This is a genomic window from Mucilaginibacter boryungensis, assembly GCF_015221995.1.
GTDB lineage: Bacteria > Bacteroidota > Bacteroidia > Sphingobacteriales > Sphingobacteriaceae > Mucilaginibacter > Mucilaginibacter boryungensis.
The window spans coordinates 619,996-641,679 of record NZ_JADFFM010000001.1 but is presented as its reverse complement, the minus strand read 5'-3'; the positions used below and the strand labels follow the sequence as shown (position 1 = coordinate 641,679).

12 protein-coding genes are annotated in these 21,684 nt (G+C 46.4%); all 12 read right to left on the bottom strand.

Annotated features, from left to right (window positions below; all coding sequences use genetic code 11):
* Nucleotides 1–99: 99 nt before the first annotated feature.
* Nucleotides 100–1,494, bottom strand: coding sequence for an acetylxylan esterase (locus IRJ18_RS02780; RefSeq protein WP_194104675.1), 1,395 nt, complete (start codon nt 1,492–1,494; stop codon nt 100–102).
* Between the two features lie 3 nt (nt 1,495–1,497).
* A complete protein-coding gene (locus tag IRJ18_RS02775) occupies nt 1,498–2,634 on the bottom strand; it encodes a sialidase family protein (protein WP_194104674.1) in 1,137 nt (378 codons plus the stop codon).
* A gap of 2 nt (nt 2,635–2,636) precedes the next feature.
* Nucleotides 2,637–3,368, bottom strand: a complete 732-nt coding sequence (locus IRJ18_RS02770; protein ID WP_228072499.1) for a DUF3826 domain-containing protein — start codon at nt 3,366–3,368, stop codon at nt 2,637–2,639.
* Between the two features lie 18 nt (nt 3,369–3,386).
* Nucleotides 3,387–6,131 (bottom strand): alpha-L-rhamnosidase, encoded by a 2,745-nt coding sequence (locus IRJ18_RS02765; RefSeq protein ID WP_194104673.1) that lies wholly within the window; start codon nt 6,129–6,131, stop codon nt 3,387–3,389.
* Nucleotides 6,128–8,929 carry a glycoside hydrolase family 2 protein gene (locus IRJ18_RS02760; protein ID WP_194104672.1) on the bottom strand — a complete coding sequence of 934 codons (2,802 nt, stop codon included), beginning with the start codon at nt 8,927–8,929 and terminating at the stop codon, nt 6,128–6,130. Before IRJ18_RS02760 ends, IRJ18_RS02765 begins: the two co-directional genes overlap by 4 nt.
* A 5-nt stretch (nt 8,930–8,934) precedes the next feature.
* On the bottom strand, nt 8,935–10,392 hold the full coding sequence (locus IRJ18_RS02755; protein WP_194104671.1) for a sialate O-acetylesterase: 1,458 nt from the start codon (nt 10,390–10,392) through the stop codon (nt 8,935–8,937).
* Between the two features lie 3 nt (nt 10,393–10,395).
* Nucleotides 10,396–12,237, bottom strand: coding sequence for a sialidase family protein (locus IRJ18_RS02750; RefSeq protein ID WP_194104670.1), 1,842 nt, complete (start codon nt 12,235–12,237; stop codon nt 10,396–10,398).
* Between the two features lie 6 nt (nt 12,238–12,243).
* Nucleotides 12,244–13,176 carry a glycoside hydrolase family 43 protein gene (locus IRJ18_RS02745; protein WP_194104669.1) on the bottom strand — a complete coding sequence of 311 codons (933 nt, stop codon included), beginning with the start codon at nt 13,174–13,176 and terminating at the stop codon, nt 12,244–12,246.
* Nucleotides 13,177–13,186: 10 nt separating this feature from the next.
* Nucleotides 13,187–14,575, bottom strand: coding sequence for a glycoside hydrolase family 140 protein (locus tag IRJ18_RS02740; RefSeq protein ID WP_194104668.1), 1,389 nt, complete (start codon nt 14,573–14,575; stop codon nt 13,187–13,189).
* 9 nt (nt 14,576–14,584) lie between these two features.
* Complete coding sequence (locus tag IRJ18_RS02735; protein WP_194104667.1) at nt 14,585–17,752, bottom strand: DUF6298 domain-containing protein; 3,168 nt, start codon at nt 17,750–17,752, stop codon at nt 14,585–14,587.
* A 12-nt stretch (nt 17,753–17,764) separates the two neighbouring features.
* Entirely contained in the window at nt 17,765–19,420 is a 1,656-nt protein-coding gene (locus IRJ18_RS02730; protein ID WP_194104666.1) for a polysaccharide lyase, read from the bottom strand.
* A gap of 439 nt (nt 19,421–19,859) precedes the next feature.
* Entirely contained in the window at nt 19,860–21,683 is a 1,824-nt protein-coding gene (locus tag IRJ18_RS02725) for a RagB/SusD family nutrient uptake outer membrane protein (protein ID WP_194104665.1), read from the bottom strand.
* Nucleotide 21,684: the final 1 nt, after the last annotated feature.

Below are 21,684 nucleotides of genomic sequence, written 5' to 3'. Positions count from 1 at the left end.
TGCCGAACTTGTTTCGGCATCCCATCTGGTAGGTCGCCCATAAAGTCAATCACTTTGCAAGTGAGATCCCGAAACAAGTTCGGGATGACGTAAAGCACTTTATTTATGCACATTCATTGCCCAAACCCGCTCCAACTGGTCAAACCCATGGATAGCATTCTTAGGCAGCTTCTCGCCTTTATCGCCAAACACATATAGCATCGGTTCTTTCTCCACCGTTACGTGCGATTCATCGAACTTGCCGTCTTTGTCCTGTATATTCTTAATATCTAAATGAAAGTTTTTAGCCAAAAACGTGTACAACGGAAAGCGTTTGCTGGGGCCAAAGTCATGTTTGTCGTTTGGCAGGTGAACGTTCTCTACTTTATCCGTTGCGCCGTAATAGCCGTATATCTTTTGCAGGTACGGGAAATCGTGTTCGGGCATGTTGGCCGTCCAGTCGCTGCCGTCTGATATCAGCAACTGCGGATGCGGCGCGGCCATAGCGGCCAGTTCCACATTATCGCTGCCATTGCCGCATTGGGCTATCGGCATCCCGCTTTCGCAAGGGCAACCGCCGTAAAAGTATGAGGAGATAGCAACCACCGGCGCGCTCAGCGTAATGCGGTCATCAATTGCAGCCATTAAAGCGGTATGGCTACCACCACCCGATCCGCCACTGATGCCTATCCGCGTAGGGTCAGTTTCTTTCAGGCTCAACATATAATCCAGTATTCTGATAGCACCCAAAGCCTGTATGCTTTGCGCCAGGCTGCGGCGATGGTCTTCGCCTTTAAATTGCAGCAAAGATTCACCCCATGCAAACAGATCATAGCTATAAGACATGGCGCCCATACGGGCTATACTGGCGCAGCGTATCTGGCAATCGGCACGATAGCGTTGTTTGTCCCAGTGCCCATCGGGACTAAGCACTACAGGGATTTTACCCCTTATCTTCAACGGTTTATATAATGATCCATTAATATATAAACCCGGCAAAATCTCAATAGCTATATTTTCAACAGTATACCCATCGTAAACACGTTTCGGGGTAATAATAGGTGCAGATGCCGGTTTAGTCGGTAAAGGGGATAGTTGAAGCGCCTGGTATAGCTGTGGTTTCAGTAAGGCTTTGCGTTGTTCAAAGCTGGCTTTGTCGTGATATTGCGAGGCTATGCGGTCAAGTTCCTTCCAGCCATCCTGCACTTCCCACCGGTAGTATTCGTAATCTTTCAGTTTGTAGCTATTGGGGCCTTCCTTGTTTACCTTCATATCAAAAGGCGCCAGCACATTATTCAGCGTAGTTTCGGCATCCTGACGAAAGCGCCATTCGGCGTAGTTCACAAACTTGTCCTTCACCAGCGCTTCGTTCATTTTTATCTTTACGTGATAGCGGTCCTGTATTTTCAACAGCACATCTTTTAATGGCTCCCTGTATCGGTCGTCAGAATTTTGCTGAGCGTAGGTGCTGCCTGTAATCAGCAATCCTAAACATAAAAACAATAGCTTTTTCATAACTTATTTCATTACGTCAACCTCGCCGGTTACTACGGGGAGGGTATAACCTTTTACCGCCGGCCAAATGCCGTTCTTAATTTTTTTCATCTGCAGTTTAGCCGGATCAATCACCACATGTTTTATTTTTTGCCTGCGCCAGGTATAAACCACATGCACCATCCCATCCGATGACTGAATCACTGATGGGTACGAATACTGGCTGATGGGCGAATCTTCCAAAATAGCGGCTGCATACCATTTAACACCGTCTTTAGATACCGCTACGTTCAGTGGCGTACGCGCTCCTTTAATTTCTTTTCCCGGTGGCAGTACATGGTTATAAACCAGCAACTGGCGGCCATCCTTCAGCGTTACAGCATCGGTACCGGAATTATTATTCGGCAATGATGTTTTCTTCAGCGGCGACCAGGTTTTACCGTTATCGTTCGACCATGAGGTTAACACTGCTCTATTTTGGCTGCGGCAAAGTATCTGCAACTTGCCACCTTTATGAAATAATATGCTGGGTTGTATAGCCTTCATTTCACCGCCTATTTCGTTGATGGGCCCTATCATTGTCCAGGTTTTGCCCAGGTCTTTTGTAGCTTCAAAATGCACCTGCCAGCCTTTGCCTTCGGTACTGGTTGGGCATAGGATAGTGCCATCGTTCAGCAATACAGGCTTATTCTTTATCGGGCCTAAAAAACCTTCAGGTAAGGCCTTTTGCGCAGACCAGGTTTTGCCGCCATCGGCAGATGTTTTCATGTACCCCTTCCAGGTTGACGGGCTTGGGCCGATCTTGTAGAACAGCCACAGATCGCCATGAGGCACCTGGAACAACACCGGGTTCCAGGTAGGGTAGCGCAGGGTTGCGTTCTGGATACCATCAGCCACATTAATGGCTTCCGTCCATTTGCCGTTAACCAGTCGGCTTACCCAAATACACACATCGGGGTTACGCTCTTTTGTCCCGCCAAACCAAGCCGCTACAAAACCGGTCGGCGTTTCGGCAATGGTTGCAGCATGGCACTCGGGGTAAGGGGCTTTTTCGTAAATAAATTCATCCGTCACAATGCCTTTTCGCCACGGATTTATCTGTCCAAAAGCAGCAAATACCAGCAACCACACACTTATCGTTAATATCGTCTTTTTATTCATTTTTAGTTCTTTTTATCCTGTTCTGCTTTTTCTTTCGCGGCTTTGTCGGCGGCTTTTTTTGCGATGATCATTTTGGTGTAGTCGCCATATAATTGGTGCCAGTTGCGGCCGTGCTCGTTCAGGTATTGCTCGTTTTTGGTTTTATAAATCTCGAATATGGCCGAGATTTGTTTGATGTTTTTAAAGTCGACCGCCTGCTCGCGGGCCTGTTTTAAATTGGCTAAAATCACGGCTTCCTCGGTCGGGGTAAGGTCGGGCACGATGGACTTATAACCGTTCAGCGTGAACGCTACTTTGCCAATAGTGTATTTATCCAGTATCACTTCAACCTGGTCTTCAGTCAGGTCTTTGCGTAAGCCGGTCATCAGGTTTTCATGTACAGATTTAGGGATGGACGAATTGACGATGATCTGCCTATCCATAGCGCTTAATGGCTTACCTGATAGCGGGTTAATACCAGCTGGTACCATATCGGCGTTGTGGGTGTTGTTCCAATCGCGCACGGCTTTCATATGAGTAGAAACCACTTCCTTTACCCGGGTAGCTTTGGCCTCATCAGTCAGGTTTAGGGCGGCTACATATTCTGTGGCTTTTTTATCTACATCGGCATCCGCTTTGGCTTGCGCTTCCGCGGATAAGGGAGCTGGTATTTTAGATACTTCCTGCGCATTAACCATCGTGGCGAACGACAAACCCGCCGCTACTAAAATTCCTGTTATTGTAAGTTTTTTCATGGTGATATTTTCCCGTAATTATTTAGTGTCAAACACGTAATTTCCAGAACCTACTTCAAACACAGCCCGTCCATTTTCCATCTTAATGAATTTCACACTTTTTGACGCATTTGCTTTTTGACCGCCTTCAGTCACCGCTTCCGCAGATTTTGCAGGGACGTAAACCATCGCCGTAGTATTAGCCGGAACAGTAATGCTCCAATGGAATTTACCTCCGATATTTTTCCAGTCGCTTTTAATTAAGCCATGGATGGAATGATAACTGGCGTTCACAAAATCCAGTCCACGAACCGCTTCCGGTTTCATAATGATCTTTTTGAAAGCCGTGCTCGTTGCGTCGGATTTGATACCGGCCAAGTCTTCATAAAACCATACCAGCAGATCGCCCAAAAGCATTACATGGTTTTGCGAATTCATTGATGGATTAGCCGTATCGCCGTTCCACAATTCCCAAAATGTGGTAGCGCCTTTGCTTACCATATAGCCCCAGCTTGGGTAATCAGTGTTGGTAGCTATATGCCAGGCAATATCCGGGCGACCATTATCTGTCAACCCGCGCATTAACCACTGCGTGCCAATTACCCCGGTACTGATATGCCCGGTATTGGCCACCACAATTTTATCGTCGATATTTTTAAAGACAGCTTTGCGCTCACCCGCCGGAACCATATCAAAATACAAAGGCAGCAGGTTCGATGTTACCGAATTGTTGCTGTACCGCGCCGTTTTCGCATCAAAGTATTTTTGATTAAACCTGGCTTTGATCTTCGCGGCCAGCGCGGCAAACTCCTGCATATCCTGTGGCTTGTTCAGTAGTTTGGCAAACTTTTGCATAGTGCCCAACAGTCGGTAATAGTAAGCTGTCGCAATTAGCTGCCCATCTGTTGTGCGCAGGGTATCTTTAGAATGGATCAATTCCGGCGATTCAGGCGGTACGCACCAGTCGCCATACTTGTCCTTGGTTTCAATGTAATCCTTCATAAAAGTGCGCATGTAAGCCAGCCACTTTTTCATAGAAGCATAATGCTTAGCAATAGGTTCCTTATCGCCATATTGCTGGTATAGCATATCGGCTACCTGCAGGTACGTAGCAGGCCAGGTCATGTTATCGCTGTAGTAATTCCAGTAAGCAGGGGCCACATCGGGGATAGAACCGTTTGGTTTTTGTGCTTGTTCAATATCGTCCAGCCATTTGGCGTAAAGTTTGGCGTTGTCAAACACAAAGCTTTCGCTATAGCTGCCGGTGGCATGGTCGGCCAGCCAAGGCATACGCTCGTTACGCTGAGGGCAATCCAACGGCATACCTTTATAGTTGGCCTGTATACCCCAAACCGCGTTTTGATAAATGCGGTTTACCAACGCGTTTGATGTTTCAAAGCTGCCGGTAATCTCCAGATCATCATTCACTACCTGGCCTTCAAAATCATCAACCGTTGGGGTGCCAGGATAGTTCACAATTTCCACGTAACGAAAGCCATGATAAACAAATACCGGGTGCCAGCTTTCCGGGCCGTCACCTTTTAGGGTGTATACGTCGGTCACTTTGGCATCGCGCAGGTTGGTTACGTATAGCTCACCATCTTTAGTAGTCTCCGCATAGCGTAACTGCACTTTTTGTCCCCGGTTACCTGTAACTTTCATATTCAGCCAGCCCGCCATATTCTGCCCCATATCCATCACATACATCCCCGGTTTGACCAGTTTTATTGATACCGGTTTAACCAGCTTCACCACACGGATAGGCTCATTCATTTGCGGTACCAGCTTCCCACCCGGAGCTTGCACCAGTTCAGGTTTCAGCCATTTACTGTCATCAAACCCTGTATGGTTCCAGCCCGCCATTTCTTTGGTAGCGTCGTATTCCTCGCCATCGTATTCGTTGTTAGTACGGATTGGGCCATCGGCGGTAAACTTCCAGCTGCCATCGCTCACAATGGTTTGTTTGGTGCCGTTGGTATACTCCAATTCCAGTTGCAGCAGCATTTTGGGGAAGCCAAATTCCTTTATTTTTTTAGGCTTATACTTTGGCCGCATGGTAAAAAATCTGCCGTTACCCAAGGTAGTGGCAATGGCGTTTGTACCCGGCTTAATTTCTTTAGTGACGTCAAAAGTATTGTAGATCACCGATTCGGTATAATCGGTTGGCGGGGTAGACAATACCTGGTCACCGATTTGTTTGCCGTTCACAAACAGTTCGTAATGACCTAAGCCTACTACGTAAACCGTGGCTTTTTTTATGGTTTGGGAGACATCGAATTGCTTGCGATAATACCTTGCGGATAGCCTTGAAAATTTAGAAACGCTATCCCAGGGGAAGCCGTTATCATAACCTATCCATTTGGCTTTCCAGTCGGCGGGGTTAAGCAGGCCCATAGTCCATTGCGCCGGGTTACTCCAGGCGCTTTCGCCGTTGGTTGTCCATACCTTTACTTTCCAATAACAGGCCGTGCGACTCATCAGCAGTTTGCCTGCATAGGCTACCATCACCGAGCGGTCTGACGTCATTTTGTGTGAATCCCACAGGTCGCCCTGGTTTGCCGCCAGCTTTATAGGGGTGCTGGCTACCAATATTTGGTAAGCAGTTTGGATAATGCCGCGGCCATCGCCGGTAATTTCCCAGCTTAGTCGCGGGTGTGTTGTGCCAATGCCTTGCGGGTTCACCAGCATTTCGCAGCGCAGGTTTTGTGTGCCACTAGCGGCAAAGCATTGATAGGATAAAAGCACCAATGCCAGCAGGGTTAATATATGGATGCGGTTTTTCATTTCCCCGAAAAATCGAAATACAAGGTGATATGTAACGCCATGTTAATATCGCGGTAGTAATCAAAATATTTATTAGGGAAACCCTGTGTACCCAATTTTTCGGGCTTTTGCGATTTGGTTCCAATCGGTGTGATGCCATTCATAAATGAGATATCGCCCGATGGGAACGCCGGTGCCGTATTGTACACCTTTTTAGGGTTGGCCGGGGTAAACAGGCGCATAAATACATCCTGGTTATCACAAACAATGGTTACCGGCTGACCGGTAGTTTGCAGCTTCAGCCAGTACAGGTTTGAATAATACCCCTTGAATTCCGGATATTCTATCTTCGGTTCAGGATTGCCTGTTATGGTGTTATTGTATTTTTTATCCCAAACATTCAATGTAACGCCTTTCATCCGGTTTTTCCAAACGCGATAAGGGCCATCGCCCATATACATAACCCCTTTAACATCCTTTTCAGGATAGGAAAAACTGATGCCTAACAAATTGCCTTCCTCGCCTACGGGCCAGTAGCGCATGGCCAGTTCAACCCAACCCGAAGGGTATATCGTCCATTTTAATTGCGCGGCATTTGCTTTTTTCTCAAACTCGCCCTCAACTACCAGATTATTGTTTTCGTAATGATAGTTCAGTTGCTTGAAGCCTGTTTTCTCGCCGCCCTCGGCAAGGACAGGTCCATTATTGAACGGTATCTCACCCTTAGCATTTTTAACTTTTACCAGCACACCACTGTTACGGCTAAATTCAAGGTTTATACCATTAGCGCTCACTTTATACAGCGAGTCGGTTGTGGTAATCACAGGTTTGCTGCCGCCGGTTTTAGTAACCATACGGGCGGTAATTGCCTGGTGCCCGGTAATAGGCCAGCTCCAGGTGTATAGTTCGCGTTTATCAGGGCCGTAAGCCGTCATGTATAACACATCGTAATTTTGCCAGCCTGCGGGTAATGCCATTTGTAGGTAACCATATTGACCCGGAGCCACATCGGGCGCTGTAATGGTGCCAGTTTTGGTATCTGGTGCAATTTTTTGATATGGATTAGCCAGTTTGGTAAGCTTATAACTAAAAGTACACTGCTTCAAATTGGTATAGAAATAGCGGTTCTCCAAATGCAATTTTCCATCAAACCGGGGAGTAATTTCGCGGGAATCAAGGCGTACCGGGCACCAAATTTCCTTAATGGCGTTATAGCTGCCTTCTTTTTCATGATAAGGGCCAACAATACCGTCGGGCGCGTGGTCGCCATCCGAATCCAGTTCACCGTTTTTATCGGTACGCACAACGTCCTCATCAGCAAAAACCCAAATGAAACCACCAGCTGAAAGCGGTGTATGCCACATCAGTTCCCAAAAATCATCCAAGCCCGCACCTGCGCCACCATCATATAAGCCATGCAGAAACTCTGTTGGGAAAGTTACATCGTGACCGTGGAAGTTTGTTGCGGTGCCATAATCGTAGTTGATATAATGCTGTGTGTTGGTGCCGTTGAATATTGTCCATGGGTGGATAAGCGGGCGTTGCTGTATATCCAGTTCGCCAAACAGGTGGTCAAGCTCAAGATTAAAACCGCCCTCGTTGCCGTTATCCCAAATTACTATAGCCGGGTGATTTACATCTTTAGCAATCATTTCATGCACCAGTTTGGCACCCACTTTAGTATCGTAATTGCCGTGCCAGCCGGTTAGCTCGTCTAACACAAAAAGACCTAATGAATCGCAGGCATCCAGGAAATGATCATCGGGTGGATAATGCGACATCCGCACCGCATTCATGTTCATATCTTTGATCATTTTCACATCGGCAATGCTTTGGGTTTTATTCATAGCCCTGCCTGTTGTTGGCCAAAACGAGTGACGGTTAACCCCTTTGAATTTGATCTTTACATTGTTCACGTAAATTCCATCGTGCACGCGCAGTTCAACCGTACGGAAGCCGAAACGTTGTTTTACAGTGTGCACAATCTTCCCACCCTGGTTTAGGGTAAATACCACATTATAAAGATTAGGAAACTCTGGCGACCATAATTTGGGTGATTTGATAGCCGCCCTCAAATGAGCTGCCGTATCGCCCGCATTTATTTTTGTCGAAAATACCGGGCCAAATTTTTGTCCTGATAAAGTATAAATCTGTCCGGTTACTGTGCCGGCTTTAGCATTAGCCAATTGTAATACCGCATCAAAAGCGCCGGTAGCGCGGGCATTTACCGCTTGCTGTTTGATGTGCGCCACAGGGAAAACTTCCAAAAATACCGGGCGAAATATGCCACCGAACACCCAAAAATCAGCTTTACGTTCAGCGTTGTTAACTGATGGATTGGCCGAATATTTGGCGACAGTTACTTCCAGCAAATTGGTTTTGCCGTAGTTTAATAATTTACTGATATCATATTTAAAACGGTAGAATGAACCCTGGTGCATATCGCCTGCCGGTTTGCCGTTTATTTTAACTTCTGTATCGGTCATTACGCCATCAAAAACAATATTGATAGCTTTGCCCTGCCAGTTGGCCGGCACCATAAATTCGTGCTTGTACAAGCCTTTCTCACGGCCTTTAAGGCTGTCCTTATCCAACCCGTAGTTGTATTTACCAAAGCCTTGCAACTCCCAGTTTGAGGGCACGGGAATGGTTGTCCATTTGCCCGAATTACGGCCTTCGGTACAAAAGAATTGCCAGTTTACGGTACGATCGCTGCCGGTACCGCTCAGGAATATTTTTTGCGTTTCCTGGGCGCGGGTAGTTATGGCTGATAAGATCAGCACAGCAAACAGTAGTAATTTATATCCGGCAGTTTTCATAAGGATTAGTTATCGGTTGGGTTAAATTTCAAAGGGTTATCCGTGCGGAAAGGCGCGGCAGGGAAACCATCTTTATTGTAAAAATTAGGCTGGGCATCTTCGCTCCAGGCGAAGCGCACCGCGGTTGGTTTGCTTACTGAGGGGGTTGAAACCTCAATTGTATTACCTTTAATTACAGCGTTGGCATCAACAAATACGCCATCAGTCCCGGCTATGGTAAAATAGTTAAGCGGCTTGCCATCGCGGCTGATCAATCCTTTACTTACGCCTGTAAATTCTAATATAATTTTGTTTTCGCTGCTGTGCATTTGCTTATAAACCGGGCCTGAATACACCACCGGCTTTTTGTAGGTTTTGGCTAAAGCCAGCAATTCCAGGCGCCTGCCTACTTCCCATTTAAATGGCGGGTGCAGGTTTTTAACGTCATCGTTTAAATCGGTAGTGATGATCATGCCTGTGTTGGGGATGTTTTGTACCTGGCTTTGTGTTTCCCAAAACCGGGGCAGCATTTGCGGGCTAATGGTTACCGTACTTTTCATTTTAGAATAGTAGTACGGCACGATCTCCACGTAATAAAACGGCATGGTCGGTTCATGCCAGGCATCGCGCCAGCTGTTGATCAGCAACTGCATTTTGTGGATGTAGCTAACTGTTTCTGTCATATTAGCTTCGCCCTGGTACCATAAAAAGCCGCGGATAGCCAATGGCGCTAAGGGTGAGATCATACGGTGCCAGAATTTACCATCGGCACCGCTTACCTGGGCCGAATCTTTACTTACCCGTTTAAAATAGGGCGACTCAGCAAATGCCGTTTCGGGTATCCAGGGCTCAATGCGGCTGCCGCTTACGGCCGCGCAAACTACGCCCACGGGTACATTTAAATCGTGATTTAAGTTTTTGGCGAAGAAGTAACCTGCTGCCGAAAATGCCCGCAAAGCCGAATCCTGCGCGATGCTCCAGCCCGAATGGGTAGAATCGGGCTTGGCCAGGTTTTTCTGCGTCACCAAAAATATTCGTATCTGCGGATTATGAGCGTGCTCGATCTCATCAACCGGCGAATAGGCCGTGGTCATAGTATCGGGCTTGTTCACTTTACTGTTCTTGCGCATCTCGTACAACATATTCGACTGCCCTGAACACAACCAAACTTCACCCACCAAAATATCGGTAAGCTTAATGGTATTTGTACCTGAAATGGTTAAGGTGGCGCCTTTAGCCGATGCCGGCATGGCATCAAGCATTAACTTCCAGTTTCCTGCGGCATCGGCAGTTGTTGTTTTAGTTTGTTTATTGAACTTAACAGTAACCTTTTCACCCGCAGCAGCAGTTCCCCAAATAGGTACAGGTTTCTCGCGCTGCAATACCATACCATTACCCAATATTTTAGGCAGTACCACTTCGGCATAGCCACCAAAGCAGCATAACAGCAATATTAACACAGCAACTACACCACTTCTTTTCATCTGCTAATATTTTCCTGTTTTAAATGATTTGATATAAAATACCGCTGGTTTTGCCTGCTCGCCTGCTTTTGGCAAGTCGTAATCCTGATCGGTTGGGGTATCCGCATCAGGGAAACGGCGCACGCTGCCTGTGCGGAACACCACCCTTTTTATCGCCAATACCGGCGCGAAGAACAGGTTGGGCGCCAAATCTTTTCCATTAATGTTCAGACTGTAAAAACGGGTATCAGTATTTAGTTTCAAAATGATGTGCAGCGGCTTATTTGCCTCATATTTCATCAGGTTTTTGTTGCGATACCCCGCCTTAGTGATAAATGCCCCCGTTGAATCAAGCGTTAGCCTGATGGCTGCGTTACCTTTTGCATCCTGGAATTCTATATCCAGCATACCGGTATTATTTTGTCCCGGCACCAACGTAAAATCAACCGACATGCGTTTACCTTCGGGCACCACACGTTCGGCACGGGCGTAGTCAAATGGGTCGTGGTCGTTCAGTGCTAAAGCCTTCGTACCATCGCTCATTTTTTCTATTTCAACCTTTGCCCACAGCGGACTAAACGTATTCCATTTGTCCAGCTCGTGACCAGCAGGCAGTGCATTAAAATCATCATTAGCCGGGCCATCGGCCATATCGGTGATAGGCACGGGGATGCTGGATACCCAAATATCTTCCTTGTTCATGCTGTAGGTTACCCACAACTTGCCATCGGGTACTACGCCGTTGCCTTCAATAATACCACGGGTATACTGCGGCCCGTATGATTTATAAGCACCCCCATAACGCATGGTTGATATCTCGCCGTTTACCAGCAGCAGGTTGGTATAATCCAGTCCATCTTTACTTACCGATACCGCCAGCGGCCATCTGAATTCCGACGGATTGTATACGGTAGCATATTTACCATCAGATGTGCGCTGGCCCCATATTTTGGCATTGCTGGTTACTATGCGCGGTGCACGGGTGGCATTAGTCGGCCAGGTTTTGCCATTATCTTTACTGATGGCGGTCAGGCCGTTTTTCCATAACCCCACTACCCTCCCATCCGGCAGGTGATAAAAACTAAACGCCTTATATTCCTTATGCAGTGGGATCAACGGATCTTTCCGGTCGGTTTCTTCCACCCATTGCATCATCATTAAGGGATTGGCCATTAACTCATCGCAGGCTTGTACAAAACCTTTATCCTTGCTGGTTTTGTAAAACGGGTACGAGGTGTTTTTTTCGTTCCATTTAGGGTTGTAGTGGATAAAATAGATGGGGCCATACTTACCATTGGGTAAAACTTCGCGGACAACGCGGCCAATGCCCAACCCATCATTAGGGTCGTCATGCGGTTCTAATACTATCCCATAAAAGCCCAGCACCAGCAAGCGTTTAGATTTGGAAGTATAAAAACCCATCCGCTGATGCATTACCGAATACAGGTCTTTAGCTACCTGCGTGTGGCCTTCTTTAGTTGTACCGTCAGGTATTTTATACTGAGGAAAAATAACTTCGGGCTTGCTCCAGTTTTGGCCGTCTTTTGAGGTAATGAGCAGCGTTTGTCCCGGTGGAACGCTCTCTCCTACTTTATCGCTCAGGTATTCTACATAAAAAGTGTTGTTCCAGTAAGCCAGCATGGGGGCATGGTTATAAGTAAAACCAAAGCCTTCAGCCAGTTCAGGATGCTCACGGTTGGCACGGAATATCTGCATATTGTGCACACCTACCGCCGGGGTTAACCGCCCATCGTGATAATCCACATTCACCACCGTATTCCCGGTATAATGCACGGTATCCTGCGCATGGGTAGCAAACGCCAGGCTTACAAAACTTAATATCGTTATCGCTATCTTCCTGCTCATATATTTTCATGGTTGGCCTGCGGCTTGTTTAAGGCCGGCCAATACTTTTTTGCTCACTTTAAAAATGGTGCCGTGCTTGTGTCCCTCGGGTACTTTTACGCTGTCGGCTATATCGGTAAAGGTTTTAAAGTCGGTGGTGCGCATAGCGCCGTAACGTTTCAGTCGGTATGAGTCGTAATAGATCAACCAATTATCACCCGCTTTAATTGCTGATGGCCCCTCGCTAAACAACTCCGTAAACCGTTTACTGTAATCGTGATATGGCCCCAGCGGGTTGCTGGCAAATGCCACCAGGATATTGCGGTTGGGCCGGGTATTATCTTTCATTACCAGCACATAATCGTTTTTACCTCGTTTTAGTATTTCGGCATCGATCACGCTGAAGCCAGGATCAAGAAATAATTTAGTTGGCGCAAAGGTTTTAAAATCCTTAGTAGTGGTATAATATAGCCGGTGATTGTTATCCTCGGGTTCTTCTCCTTTGGGAAAACGGAATGGAATGCACGATGCCCAAACAATAATGTATTGCCCGGCCTCATCATCATAAAACAACTCGGGTGCCCAGGCGTTTTTGGCAGTCGGCTCGTAACCCATCACATCAATATGCTCCTCCGGCGACCAATGCACCAGATCTTTTGAACTGGCATGACCAATGCCTTTATCATCTTTCCAGCCAGTAGTCCACACCAAGTGGAAGGTACCATCAGGCCCCTGGCAAATAGATGGGTCGCGCATTATTTTAGCGTCACCAACTTCTGGTTTCAGGTAAATGTGGTTAAGGTCATTCCAATGATAAGCATCGTAACTGTAAAGGAACCTTAAGCCCTCGTTAGCCGGTTCGTGGAAGGATGTGAAAACATACACGCTTTTTGTGCTTTTGCACGATAGCAAAACCATGGCGGTGAAACCAGTCAGCAAATATTTAAAAGCACGGTTCATTTTATTTGGTTTATACAGCGTCCAGTATCAGCACCCAATCGTTGCCGTTCATTTTCTCGCCGGGAGGATTAAATTTAAGCAATTTCGATTTATTAAACGTACCTATTACAGTTATTTGCCCGTTGCGCGGATCGTACCATGTTGCCTTTAACTTGCTGCCCTCCAGCTTACTGGCATCTATCTGCATATCACGGCCATTGTAGGTATAAATAAAGGCATATTTACTGCCGCGTGTCGCGATAAGCCTGTCATACCTTTTACCTTGCCCCGCAGCAATTAATGACTGGTCAGGCACGCGGTCAAAATACGGCCGGGATAGCATCAGCTTTTTCAGATAAACCATTTGCCTGGCGCCCGGCGCGTTGATGGACTTTGTCCAGGGGTCTTTTGATCCGTAGGAACCTACCTTTTCGCCTGCTTTGTGCATCTGCATCACATCGTTATTACCATATGTAAAGCCGCAGCCACCTGCAAAAACCGACCAATAAGCATAGCGCCTTACATCGTTTGCCTGCCAGCGCGGCAACTTCACATCGTGCAAACCATAAGGAATATTTTCGTAAGATGGCTCTGCATCCAGCGTTGGTTTAACCGGTGTTTTAGCGTAATCAGCCTGCACGTAGCGCCAGTTATCCTCGCCATAGTTCAAATCTTTTTTAGACGTATCCTGCGCGTAATTGCGGTGCCCCGATTGGAAGCAGTTAAAATTCAGCCATTCCTCGTTATGGAACCAAGTTGATGATTGCGTACGTCCACGTGGGTGAAAGGTCATCAGGTGTGCAGGATCAACCTGGTGGATAGTATTACCGATAGCCTGCCATGTACGCAGCGAGTCTGTTCCGGGAACATCACCGCCGTTCATCCAGATAATGTTGGAGTGGTTGCGGTAACGGTTAGCTAAAAATTCGGCATAAGCTTTAGCCTGGGCTGGATTAATATGCGCTTCCTTTACTACCGACCCCCAAACCGGCACCAGCGCCACATACAAGCCCTTGTCAGCCGCCTGGCTAATGATCCAGTCTATATGGTCCCAATAGTCGTACTCATCGTCTTTACCAAAGGTATTACCCGGTGTAACTTTAGGCTCAGTTATTTTTTTGCCTGTTAAGGCAGAATCGCCATAGGCATTAACTTCCTTAATGCTATGCACCACCATTACTTGTATCACATTAAAGCCCTGCTGGCGGCGGGTTTCCAGGTATTCAAACGCTTCGGCCCGCTTCATTTTACTGAACAGCAGCCAGCCTGTATCGCCCAACCAAAAAAATGGTTTACCATCAGCAGTAAAATAGCGGTGGTTGGCGGATATTTTTAACGGTGGCAAAACCTTCGACGGGTCGCCTTTAAATGAGAAAAGTAAACAGCATGCAGCAGCCGTTATAGCAAGTCTTTTTAACATCACTTAAATTTAAATGCGGGATAACCACAGGATAGACGCACCGGTGCTTGGACTTTTAATTTCCACACCGTTGCCGCCTTTCACCTGCTGCCCGCCGGTTAAAACCTGCCCTGTTTTAGGGTCAAGCCATTGTACTTTATAATTGGCATTCGCCACCAGGTTTAAATGGATGGCATTATCAGTATTGTTATAGACAATCATTCCCTTAGCTGCGCTGCCCAACGCCCACTGACTGCTTGGCGTGCCGGGCAAATCCATAGGCTTCATAACACTTGCATCAGCTAAAAACTGTTTATCGGTACCAGCAGGTAGTACGGGTAACGATCCACCCGCGATAAACACCGCCCAGCCAAAGTGGTCGAAACCATCTGCTGAGAATAGTACTGCTTTGTCGGGGTATTTAGTGCTGTATTCATGCACCGCTTTATAAACCGATTCAAACGATACCGCTTTAGGTTTGTAAATACGCTCTTGCTGGCGCGGTGCCAGGCTTTGGCCGCCTGCCGGTGCATACAATTTGCCGCTACCTTCGTAATACCAGTACCGGATATCAATAGCATTAATTATAGCTGCTTTTGCGGGGTCAGCCAGTATAGCATCCTGCACATCTTTGGTAGCGCTTAGCGCGATGATCTGTTTCTTTTTATGCGTGGTTTCCCAGGCCTTTACAGTTTCTACCCAAAACTGCATAAAATGCAGCGGCCCGGTAAATTCAGCGCCAATGGATTGGATAACGCCATTATTATCAGCAAAATTATCCATGCATTTATTGATGTAGGCTTGCAATAGGCCACGCCTTGCCGGGTTGGTTTCATCATAAAACTGTTCGGCCATAAACTGGCGTTTGTCGCCTGCATAGTTAACCGGTTCGGGGAAGCCGGTGTTATTGATATTGTTAGCCGTGCGCCATGGGAAATCGGTATAATGGGCGCCTGCCTCAATAATATTATGCTGAAAGAAATTTTGATGCAGCAGGACTAATCCTTTTTGGTCAGCCACATCAGCAAATTGTTTCAGGCGGTTCCAATACCAGGTATTGTATTTGGTCAGATCGTATTTGCTTAAACCATCGTAAGCCAAATCCTTATCGCGGCCACTGCGGGCAAAGGGCAGTTCATAAAATGGCGCCCAAACATCGCCGTCCGAGCGGCGGATACGTTCGTGGTCGTCGCGGCGACGCTCGTACCATAAGCCGTAGTTGTGTTCAAAAACCTCGATATGGCTTTTTACCATCCAGTTGGCCACATCATCAATATCATCAGTCAAGCCTGTACCTGTACGGCCCGGCACCCAACGACTGATTTGCGGCTTGGCAGTTTTCTCCAAATAGTTCGGTTTCACGTTACCATTCCACCACGGCGCTTCAAAGTGCATACCCTGTAAAATGGTGTTACCGCGTACCAGCCAGCCGTTGGTCACCGTCATTTTGGGTGCTAAACCCGGTGTTGCAGGTACTTTGTAACCTATTGCGTCAATAGTTTTTGCGCCAGCGGCTGATGTATTGATCGGGTTACGCTTAGGCGCGCCGTCAATCCAATCGCTAATAGTTGTCGCGGGTTTGCGGGCTTCAGCCATCAGTGCGGCGGCCTGTTCAGGCGTAGGGCTGCTTGATGGCTCGGTCATGATTAGCAACAAATCAGCCTGTTTGCTTACGTCCTTATTCAGGCGGTTAGCTAATTGCGCATAAAAAAAGCTGCGCGGGTTAATGCTGCTGTTCGATTCCTCCCAATAACCATCACCACCAAATTGCGCCCAGGTACCAAAGGCCCAATTCTGCGCGGTTGGCGGGTTATAATTATCTACACGCGATGCAGTGCAGTTCCAGAAAAGGCTATTGGCAGCGTTCCAACCGGCACCCTGTCCATCCTGCTCGCGGTTTTTATAACTTAACGCTTGCCCATCAATGCTGGCTACGTCAAATAAAACACCTGATGCCCAGCTATCCAAACCACCGCTAAAGCTTAACGATTGCCAGCTCATACACTGTACAAAAGCAGTTGGCCCGGGTGTGCAATTACCAGTACCAAAATCGTGGTAACCATTTTCAGAATACAAGCGCTGGAACCGGGTTTGGCCACCCATTGTCCAGAAGGTGTTACGACGATAGCCGCCAATTTCAGACACCGGGGCTAATGATTTACAATCTTCAACCGTAATACGGTTTGCGGTTTCCAGCACATAAACTGCCGAACCAGCAAAATGCTGAAAAGTAACCTGGCGTACCCAGGCATCGCTTACGTTTTCCATGGTGATGGCCATCCAGCGGTGGGCTTCATCCTTTGGGTTATTTACGTCATAAGCCGAGCGCAGGCAAATATTCTCCACCCCAACCTGGTCTATGCGGCCCGGCCATTCGTACTTAGCTACGGTACCCCCACCGTAAGTTGTATCTAAAGCAGTGGTGATAGGAGCATCAATGGTAATGGTGTTTCCACTAACACCAGTTATCTTCCTGTCCCAATAAATATCTTCATCGCCGGGATGCCAGCCTAAAGCGCTAAGACCGCCACCAAAGGTTTGGGTACCCAGTTTGGCTATCCAGGCTGCTGTGCTTGGGCGGCGCACTACTACCATATCGCCGGTTTTTAAATTTCCCGCAGATGTCACATGAAAGCTCATGGCATTTACCCGCACATAAGCATCAGCAATTTTTATTTCTTTTTCTTTGCGGCGATCATTTTTTCCAATGATCTTAATAAAAGTTTCTCTATCAGTACCAGCAGCCAACAGTATCGTACCATTAGTACCCATACCACTGCCGCGCAATACCACACCTGAAGCGTTGATCTTTAAACTGCCATTAACTACGTAAGTCCCTTTTTCTAATAAAACCGTGCCACGGGTGCCATCGGTATTAGTGGGTAAGCCAGCTACATAATCTAAAGCAGCCTGTATGCGCAAGGTGGCGTCGCCGGGTTTTACAGGGACCGTAACTTTAACCTGCGCAGTTGGGATAGGCTTTTCTGAGGCCATATAACCCGCGTAAGAATAATCGGGGATACGGTCGCCATTTGGATAGGTAAGGTAAACCAGTTTTCCACCTTTTTCGGCCGCAACGGGGGATTGAGGCTTAGATGCCTTCTTTTTGTCCTGAGCAAATAAGGGTGCATGCATCAGCACACACCCCATTATAAACCAAACTAAAGTATGAAGACCTTTCAATTTAAAACTGCTCATTTCCAAAGCAAATTATTTACTAATTTTCTTCTCGCCTTTTTCGGCCAGGGTATTCAGATATACTTCTATGTTGGTATAGCCACCGCCGTTTTTAGCAGGCAGGGCCGAATCTTTACCATCTTTTGGGTTTAAGCCATGGCTAAGTTCCCAGCTATCAGGTAAACCATCGTTATCCGAATCTTTATATGGCGTACCTTTATAATCAGGATAGCCACCTACCTGCCATGGGGCTGTAATTATACCCAGTTTATACGAATCTTTAGGCAGTTTACGGATCTTGAACTGGAAAGCGGTATCTGTTCTTACTTCCTTCGCGTCAATTTTTCCGGTGCGTACTTGTTCTGTTATGCGCTTATCAACCGCGTCGCGCACTGGCAATGTAGCGCCAGCATTGGCAATTACAAACTTCAGCGCTTCGGTGGCCGGCATAATAGTAACCGGTGGCATTGGGAACGGCTCGTCTGATTTCATGTAATCTTTATATTTACCAGCATCAGGCAATTCCTTACCGCCCTCGCCTTCCACTTGTATACCACCTTTCCATGGGTCTTTGGTAATTTCGGGAAAGCCTTCCATAATATTACCAACGGCATAAACACGGCCAAAATATTTTTCTTTCAGTTTACTACGACCCGATTCCGGTTTAAGGATACGATGGCCTACCGGTTCATCTTTCGGTGTTACCGGGCCTGGTTTAAAGTAGTTATTGATTACGTTATAGTTGGTTGTATAATCGCCGCCATCCATACTGCGGTGATGCCAGTTAAATACTACGTTATTCACAAAGGTATAAACACCATTCCAGCCTACAGATGGGTTACGACCTGTATTATCCGCCCAAAGGTTACGCATTAGCGAGCTGTTCTCGCCGCCGGTAGTGCTGCCAAACGCATGGTTCCAGTAATCTAATGATTCGCTATAGATACAATTTTGAATAGTAATATTCACTGTACCCAGTTTCTCTTCTTTCGAGCCATCTCCCGGATCGAACATGTGGCGGTACATAGAGAAGTTCTCATCTAACCCCCAGCTGGCCGAAACGTGGTCGGCTATAATATTGCCTACCGGGTTACCACCCAACGAATCGTCCCTGCGGCCAACATTGGTTTCGCCACGACGGAAACGCATATAACGGATGATCACATCATGCGTATTCACCCAGAATGATTCACCTGCCACACAAACCCCATCACCCGGTGCGCTTTGGCCTTCAATAGTGATATAAGGCGCCCTTACCATAATTGGCGATTTAAGATGTATGATACCAGCTACATTAAAAACTACAATACGCGCGCCACCTTGTTCGCAGGCCCAGCGTAAACTACCAAGGCCATCATCGTTAAGGTTGGTCACTACAAGTACCCTTCCCCCGCGACCGCCGAAAGTAAATTTACCACCACCTTCGGCACCTGGAAATGCAGGGATTTTTGCCTGTGGCAAATCGGTAGGACGGGAAGCCCAGGGAACGAATACCTTACCTTTGCGCTGGTCGGCCTGTATAATTGGCAATGCCACCGCCCAGGCCGAATCTGAATGCGCCTGAGCATTTTTCATCAAAGTTTCAGCTTCCTGCTGTACATTCCGGGGGACTTGCGGGTATTGGGCAAACGCCGCGTTTGAGCATAATGCAACGGCAAATACCGATAGCAACAAAAGTCTTCTTTTCATATTAAGATCGTTTAAACAATTTATACCAGGCACCATAATTGGTAAGGCAGCCCCATTAAATCATCCGCAGTATAATATACGCACCGACATTTAAAACTGCCATAAAAATAATTTGGGGAGGCTTTAGGTATTAATTGGTTATAATTTATACTTATCCAAATATGCAAGCTACAGCCTGCTGTTTAATGTATCATATTGACAAGCTTTTATAGGATTTTATCTTATTGAAATTTTTAGCCTCAATTCAATTAAATTGTCGCGCTTATGTTACAAAACAGGTTAAAAATACATATTTTTTATTTTTTCGTCCGCGATAATCTGCCATTTTAATTAACGGGTAAGTGCCTCGAATAGTGTTAAAATGATACATAAATAAATATTAAAGACACAAAAAAAGGGAAGCATTATGCTTCCCTTTTCCAAAAATCAATAGTTTAAATTACTGTAACGGATCAAATGTCCCGCCCCAGGTGTTATTTTGTAGCAAAGCAGAATTATTAAGCAATGCATTAGTAGGAATACCAAAGAAATAATCGGCTGTTTGGACAGCGATATTATATGTATCTACACTTTTAGTTTTTACAGTAAAACTGCTGGCGTATAAAGCATCTAGCGATGTAGAGGCAGAAGCATCACGGGTATTAGCGATATAATCAGTATAACTATTATTATTTGCCAAAGTAATCACTACACCCATTCTTCGTTTATTGTTCAATGTGCTTTCCAGTAATTTACGGCGGCGCAAATCCCAATAGCGTTTACCTTCAAAAGCAAACTCTACTTGTCTTTCTTTCATAATCACATCTACCATTTGTGCAGAAGTTAAGGGCGTTGTTAAGCCATAAAGATTATCTGCACCAGCTTCTATACCAGCTCTTTTACGCACTGCAATTACGTTAGCATAAGCTTCCTGTGTAGTACCCAAGCGCCCTAATTCGGCTGCTGCTTCCGCCTGGTTTAATAGTATTTCAGCATAACGTATTTCAATCCAGTCGGTACCTGCTGTAGGTAAACTTGCACTGTTCAGCGCCGGGTCAATAGCTTTACGAAGATACAACCCCGTAGTACCAGCTCCCCCGATTTCCGTGCTGGTTTGTACCACATTATTATTTTTATCTTTTGCTGAATAATAATATGTCCATAAACGTTGAGTAGAATTACCCAACACCGGCCAAAGCGCTCCATTGTAAGCAATGGTTTGATCGAAACGCGGGTCACGATTTTTGTAAAAGGTTTGCGCGCTATAAGCGTATTTCGAGGTCAAAGTATCCTTACCATCTTTCATCAGGAATGCCCTGGCCATGTCCCAGGTTGGCTGGTTTGAGCCACCTGTACCACCTACAGTTTTAGGAATAGTATTAGTGGGATATGTATTATTGTTAGCGCCGTTATCAGTGCTTGTAGTGTTATACTCTGTCACTAATACCGATTCAACGTTCCTCTCTGTTGTCCACATCGTTACATCAAACTTGGGATACAGTGAAAAAATACCATTACAAAGAGAAATTGCCTGACTAGCCACGTCAAAAGCTGTTTGCCACCTGGTGTTATCATGTGTAGGGTTAAACTGCGGGCTGGCCCAGGTTAAGGTTACCCGGCTTTTCATTGCTGCAGCGGCGCATGAAGTTAGGCGTCCATAGTCAGCAGTATTAGGCCACTTTGTTGGCAAATATTTAATGCCGCTATCTAAGTCGGCAGATATTTGCGCGAAAACCTTCGAAGTTTGGCTGCGGGGTATTAACGCTGCTTTTCTGGCATCATCGCCCACCTCATCAAGTGGTGTAAGCACCAACGGCACACCACCGTATAGCTTTACCAATTCAAAATAACGATATGCACGCCAGAAGTAGGCTTGGGCAGCATACCTGCGTTTCACTGCCGGGTCTAACGTACCAGCGTTAACATCCCTGATAAACATATTTAGCTGGCGTATTTTACCATAGGCATTACTGGTGCTGTTAGCAACACCAATATCTGTTACACTTTCAATTGTTGCTGTACCCCTGACATAAACATTGTCCCCATATTGCTCATCAGCAAGGGTATTTAAAGTACCGCTTATACTGCCACCCGAATTACCAAACCAACCGGGTTGATTTTGCCCGTATAAGTAATCGATACTTAATTTTGTTGTAATAGAGTCGTTGTATACCTGGCTTGCAGTAAAGGCGCCAATATCAGTTTTTTCCAAAACTTTTTTACAGTTGCTAAGCATTAATGATGCTGTGCAGGCTGTTAATAAAAATATATATGATCTTTTCATG

Bases quoted from the DNA above. Each gene is read 5' to 3' on its own strand.
- IRJ18_RS02740 (WP_194104668.1), bottom strand. From the start codon at position 14,575: ATGTTAAAAAGACTTGCTATAACGGCTGCTGCATGCTGTTTACTTTTC.
- IRJ18_RS02730 (WP_194104666.1), bottom strand. From the start codon at position 19,420: ATGAAAAGAAGACTTTTGTTGCTATCGGTATTTGCCGTTGCATTATGC.
- IRJ18_RS02725 (WP_194104665.1), bottom strand. From the start codon at position 21,683: ATGAAAAGATCATATATATTTTTATTAACAGCCTGCACAGCATCATTA.
- IRJ18_RS02780 (WP_194104675.1), bottom strand. From the start codon at position 1,494: ATGAAAAAGCTATTGTTTTTATGTTTAGGATTGCTGATTACAGGCAGC.
- IRJ18_RS02745 (WP_194104669.1), bottom strand. From the start codon at position 13,176: ATGAACCGTGCTTTTAAATATTTGCTGACTGGTTTCACCGCCATGGTT.
- IRJ18_RS02755 (WP_194104671.1), bottom strand. From the start codon at position 10,392: ATGAAAAGAAGTGGTGTAGTTGCTGTGTTAATATTGCTGTTATGCTGC.
- IRJ18_RS02760 (WP_194104672.1), bottom strand. From the start codon at position 8,929: ATGAAAACTGCCGGATATAAATTACTACTGTTTGCTGTGCTGATCTTA.
- IRJ18_RS02775 (WP_194104674.1), bottom strand. From the start codon at position 2,634: ATGAATAAAAAGACGATATTAACGATAAGTGTGTGGTTGCTGGTATTT.
- IRJ18_RS02770 (WP_228072499.1), bottom strand. From the start codon at position 3,368: ATGAAAAAACTTACAATAACAGGAATTTTAGTAGCGGCGGGTTTGTCG.
- IRJ18_RS02765 (WP_194104673.1), bottom strand. From the start codon at position 6,131: ATGAAAAACCGCATCCATATATTAACCCTGCTGGCATTGGTGCTTTTA.
- IRJ18_RS02750 (WP_194104670.1), bottom strand. From the start codon at position 12,237: ATGAGCAGGAAGATAGCGATAACGATATTAAGTTTTGTAAGCCTGGCG.
- IRJ18_RS02735 (WP_194104667.1), bottom strand. From the start codon at position 17,752: ATGAGCAGTTTTAAATTGAAAGGTCTTCATACTTTAGTTTGGTTTATA.